The 4,949-nt window shown below is 43.2% G+C and carries 5 protein-coding genes; 4 read left to right on the forward strand and 1 reads right to left on the reverse strand.

From position 1 onward, the window contains the following. Positions 1 to 330 (reverse strand): helix-turn-helix domain-containing protein, encoded by a 330-nt coding sequence (locus tag ACDQ55_RS21465; RefSeq protein ID WP_420983696.1) that lies wholly within the window; start codon positions 328 to 330, stop codon positions 1 to 3. A gap of 141 nt (positions 331 to 471) precedes the next feature. On the opposite strand from ACDQ55_RS21465, the gene ACDQ55_RS21470 reads away from it, so the two are divergent. From ACDQ55_RS21470 to ACDQ55_RS21485, 4 genes are all read left to right on the forward strand, one after another. Next, positions 472 to 687, forward strand: coding sequence for a SymE family type I addiction module toxin (locus tag ACDQ55_RS21470; RefSeq protein ID WP_420983697.1), 216 nt, complete (start codon positions 472 to 474; stop codon positions 685 to 687). Continuing rightward, complete coding sequence (locus ACDQ55_RS21475; protein ID WP_420983698.1) at positions 668 to 3,337, forward strand: CHC2 zinc finger domain-containing protein; 2,670 nt, start codon at positions 668 to 670, stop codon at positions 3,335 to 3,337. The genes ACDQ55_RS21470 and ACDQ55_RS21475 overlap by 20 nt, the downstream gene beginning before the upstream one ends. Before the next feature lie 153 nt (positions 3,338 to 3,490). Beyond that, a complete protein-coding gene (locus tag ACDQ55_RS21480; RefSeq protein WP_420983699.1) occupies positions 3,491 to 4,390 on the forward strand; it encodes a tyrosine-type recombinase/integrase in 900 nt (299 codons plus the stop codon). Further along, positions 4,387 to 4,949, forward strand: a 563-nt coding sequence (locus ACDQ55_RS21485; protein ID WP_420983700.1) for a tyrosine-type recombinase/integrase, incomplete at its 3' end; no start/stop codon positions are given. The genes ACDQ55_RS21480 and ACDQ55_RS21485, both read left to right, overlap by 4 nt.

Consider the following 4,949-nt stretch of genomic DNA (forward strand, 5'->3'; position numbering starts at 1 on the left):
TTATTGCAATACGTTTTTAATTTTTCTATTAGCGATGAAAGAATCGAGGAACTCATATACGAGTTCCTTGTCTTTAGGTGAAAGTTTGTTTATATCTTGAATGCGGTTAAGTGTGGCTGTATCCAGCTCCACATCTGTATTACCGACCAACCAATCCAGCGAAACTTCCAGGATCTTAGCCATTTTACTAGCGGCTTCAATGGAAGGCTTCATCTCATCTCGCTCATAACGACCAATGGCAGGACCTTTAGTGCCCAGCATAGCGGCCATCTCTTCCTGGCTGATGCCCTTTTTTTTACGGGCTTCTAACAAACGTTTACCGAAACTCATACGTACTGATTAAAACAGCCGAAACGGCTATTGGACAAATTTATGAAACGATATGGTTGTTAACAAAACGGAAAAATTTTGTTCGTTAGATAGTATCCGTTATCATTGGAACGGATACGTTCTGATTAAATATTTTTCCACATGGCAAAAAATACCAGATTAGTAAAGTTACACGGGAAATATCAGGAATTAAAAGAATGCCGCAATCCGAGCGGGCGTTATGTTGCCTGGCTTAATGTGAGTGGTCTTTGGTTGGAGAAAGCAGGTTTTAATGTAGGAGATCAGGTAGAGATCACGGTCGGGGAAGAAACGTTGACGATAAAAAGGAAGCCCGGTCATGGAGATAAAGGACATTAAGCAGCAGTTATCTATCGGCGAAGTTATTGTCTATTATGGTTTACAGCCTGATAAACATCAGCGGGTCTTGTGTCCGTTCCATCCTGATAAAACACCTTCTTTACAGCTTTACCCTAAAACAGATACCTATCATTGTTTTAGCAGCAACTGTAACGCTGGCACCGGAGACGTGATAAAGTTTATACAGTTGATAGAAAAGTGTAGCACACATGAAGCCATTATGAAAGCTAAATCCTTGTTAGGCTCAGGTAATGCCATGCCTCAAAAGCAAGTATCTGAAACCTCACCATCATTAACTAATGAAGCGGATCTGTTAGAACGGGAGGTGTTAATGGGGAAGGTGTTCAGCTACTTTAAAAAGGGATTACCGGCCAGCAAAAAAGCCACCCAGTACCTGCAAGGCCGCAGTATAGATTACGGGCAGCATGATATTGGTTATAACAGTGGTGGGCTTCATACTGAAAGTAAAAACCATCACCTGGTTAACAGTATGGTAAAGCATGGGCTGCTGAAAGCTAATGCAGTACATGGTTATAGCGTATGGGCAAAAGAATGTGTGATCTTCCCTTTACGTAATCATGAAAATAAAATAGTATCCCTATACGGCCGTAGTATCAGTAATAATGAAGATCAGCGGCATTTTTATTTAACCGGACGGTCTGGCCTATATCCTTGTTACCCCACCTCAGGTGCCATAAGGTTAATACTTACAGAAAGTGTGATCGATGCTGCCAGTTTATTACAGCAGGCGGAAATCAGTACATCGTATGAAGTATTAGCCTTGTATGGCACTAATGGGCTTACTACGGAACATCAGCAGGCCATCATTGCCAGCAGCGGTTTACAGGAGATTATCTTTATGCTGGATGGTGATGATGCAGGAAAATCAGCTACTATAAAGCATAGTAACACGCTGTTGCAGTTGCTTCCCCGTGTAAAGATCACTACAGTTCTTCTTCCTGATGGTGAGGATATAAACAGCATGTTACAATCGCATGATGACAGCCGTGTCCTGGTAGAGTTGATCGAAGGTAGGCAGCCCGTGTCTTTTTATGCGGCATCTGAGAGCGTACCTGCTGAAATCCCTACTACACCTGCAATATCCATGAGTGATACCAGGCTAAATACAGTTAACCCGGAGTTGTTAATTTATGATGGAGGTGTATTGCTTATTACTGTTTTAGGTGGTATTAAAATAACCGGACTGGATCGGCTGCGGGTGACGCTGAAAATAGAGCATAGGCAAAAACAGTTATTACCGCTGCGCCATAATCTGGATCTGTATAATCATAGCCATACGCAGGGGTTAATCAGCCATGTATCGGCATCTTATGATATGAGCCAGCAGGTAGTTACCGCCATTATTGCACAGCTTACAAATGCACTGGAAGGTTACCGGGTGCAGCGTATGGAAAGTATGCAACCTAAGCCAGCGGCTAAACCGGAGTTATCCTCCGCACAGCGTGAGGCAGCTATTAATTATCTGAAAGCGCCTGATCTTTTAAAACGTACGGGTGTTGATATAGGCAGGTCGGGGCTTGTAGGGGAAGAGGTAAACCGGGTGATTGCTTACCTGGTGTACAGCAGCCGTAAACAACATACCCCGCTGCATATTATGTTTTTAGGCAGTAGCGGCAGCGGTAAAACCTATCTGCAGGAGCGGGTATCAGACCTGATCCCTGCAGGAGATAAAATAGAGATTACCCAAATCACGGAAAATGCGTTTTATTACTTTAAGCAGGACGAGTTAAAGCATAAGCTGCTGCTGATCGAGGATCTGGACGGAGCAGAAACATCCCTGTATCCCTTGCGGGAACTGCAAAGTAAAAAGCGTATCACCAAAACGGTTACTTTAAAAGATAATAAAGGCAATCTGAAAACGGTTACCGTCACAGTAGAAGGCCCGGTGAGTGTGAGCGGTTGCACCACACGGGAAAAGCTATACGAAGATAACGCTAACCGTTGCCTGCTGTTATATGTTGATGCCAGCAAGGAGCAGGACCGCCGTATCATGGAGTATCAAACCCGTCAGAGTGCAGGAGCGGTTAACTACAGCCAGGAACAGGCTATTAAACAGCTTTTTAGGAATGTACAGCAGATGCTGCAACCGGTGCGGGTAGTGAATCCTTATGCAGGCTGTATCCAGCTACCGGAGCAAATTTTTAAGCCCCGTAGAACCATGACGCTGTTATTATCGTTTATAGAAACGATAACCTTTTATCATCAGTATCAGCGGGAGGTAAAGAGGGATAGTAACGGGCAGCCATATATTGAAACTACGCCGGATGATATTGCTGCTGCGTTCGAGTTGTTGAAGGAGGTGATGTTTAGTAAAGGCGATGAACTGGCAAAGGCTACCCGTAACTTTTTAGAACTATTAAAAGCCTTACTGAAAGCGGAAGGAAGGGCCAGTTTTACGGCAAAGGAAATACGCGAGATCCTGCGTATCAATCCCGGTAACCTGAAACGTTATTTATTAGAGTTGGAAAGGTATGGTTATTTAAAAGGTAACGGCAACCGTTATCGTCATTATGAGTATACTATTATCAATGTTCAGGAATACGAAGTCCTTAAAAGTAGTATAGACAAGCATCTGCAAGGTGTTTTAGCCACTATTAACCAGCAAATGAGTGGTTCAGTGGTTCAGTAGTGGTTCAGTAAAGTTACTGAACCACTCAAAGCCTTTACTATACTGCATCTACCTTCAGTGGTTCAGTAGTTCAGTGAAAAGACTATAATAGTAAATTTTTTATCTTCTCTTTTACCCCGTTACCCCCTCCCTTATTATTAAAATTTATTGTTTATGGAAACAGTGTACGTACTACACAGTAGTGAGCATGTATTACTATGTGCGGGCTTTAAGCAGTGGTTACAAACGCTGAACTATGCGGAATGTAGCGTATATAACCTACCTCGTCATGTGGGTGAGTTCCTGTATTATCAGGAGCAGCGCGGTAAGATGGGATTACAGCAGTTAACGGCAGCCGATGCCAGCAGTTATATAGATTATCTGAAAATGCAAACGGGTATCCGTACCGGTCGTGGATACAGTGCAGGGCATATTAATAAGTATGTGCAGGCGTTACAGCTCTTTAGCCGTTACCTGCGTGAAACCGGAAAAAGCAGTATCGGCTTTAATCTGGAATGGTTAGAAAGTAGCAGGAATAAGCCAGTGTGGTTAACCGTGCAGGAGATCCAGCAACTGTATGAGGCTACGGATGATAGTGTGTTAGGTCTGCGTGACCAGGCTATACTGGCGGTGTTTTATGGTTGTGGTCTGCGGCTGAATGAAGGCGCCAGTCTTGAAGTAAACGATATTATTACTGATCGCAGATTATTGTATGTACGTAAAGGCAAGGGTTACAAGGAAAGATATATACCTATAGCTGGCGGCAGTTACGAGCAGTTGCGATTATACATAGATCACGCCCGACCTCAGTTGTTGCAAACATCGTCACAAATGCTGTTTATAGGCGCAAATAAGGACAAAGGACTCACTAAGCAGAGTTTATATGTTCGTATTAAAGGACTGGCAAAAAAGGCAGGATTAATAAAGAATATCGGCACACATACGCTGCGGCATAGTATTGCTACACACCTGCTGGCATCAGGTATGAGCCTTGAACAGATCCAGGAGTTTTTAGGTCATGAGGTATTAGACAGTACACAGATTTATACTCACCTTGTAAATGACATGATATGACGTTCACTGATTATCTAAGGCAGAAGGGGCACAGTGGTTCCACTATCAGCACTTACAGCAAGTACCTGGCTTGCTTTACGGAGTGGTTAGAGCAGGAGCAGTTATCAGCCGATGTTATCAGTTATATGGAGCTGCTGGATTTTATCCGTCATCTGCAATCTATGAATAAAAGTAAAGCCCTGATAAATGCTATACTATGCGCGGTTCGGCATTACTTTAATTACCTGGTGGTGGAGGGTAAGCGTACCGACAACCCCGCGACAGGATTGTTTATGAAGGGTATTATCCGGCGCTTGCCTAATAACCTGTTAAGCCAGGATGAAATGATCCATCTGTATGAATGTTACCAGTTGCAATTACAGGTAGATGCATCAAAGAAAATCATGTTAGGCCTGTTCATCTATCAGGGTGTAACAGTGGAGGAACTGAAACGGTTATCTGTAAAAGATATTTACTTAAAAGAGGGAAAGGTTTTTATTAGTGGTAGCAGTCATAGTAATGAAAGGTGGCTAAGGCTGGAAGCCGTGCAGGTGCTGGAACTACAAGCCTATATAAAAGC

Origin of the sequence: Chitinophaga sp. 30R24 (assembly GCF_049056765.1) — a bacterium.
GTDB lineage: Bacteria > Bacteroidota > Bacteroidia > Chitinophagales > Chitinophagaceae > Chitinophaga.